This is a genomic window from Parafrankia sp. Ea1.12, assembly GCF_900465275.1.
Classification (GTDB): Bacteria; Actinomycetota; Actinomycetes; order Frankiales; family Frankiaceae; genus Parafrankia; species Parafrankia soli.
In genome coordinates, this window is the sequence record NZ_UBIZ01000235.1 from 1 (window position 1) to 242 (window position 242).

Sequence of the window (242 nt, forward strand, 5' to 3'; positions counted from 1 at the left end):
CGCGGTCCTCGCCGACGCCGGCATCACCACCGTCACGATCCCACCCCGGACGCCCCGGGCGAACGCCTACGCGGAACGGTTCGTCCGCACGGTCCGGACCGAGGTCACCGACCGGATGCTGATCTTCGGCGAGCGGCATCTGCGTACCCTCCTGGTCGAGTACGCGGCCCACTACAACGGACGACGACCCCACCGCGGCCGCGACCTTCAACCACCACGGCCCGACCACCCCATCGCGCATC

General features: G+C 71.1%; 1 protein-coding gene. It reads left to right on the forward strand.

Annotated features, from left to right (window positions below; genetic code table 11):
• Positions 1–242, forward strand: a 242-nt coding sequence (locus FMEAI12_RS09525) for an integrase core domain-containing protein (RefSeq protein ID WP_146776660.1), incomplete at both ends; no start/stop codon positions are given.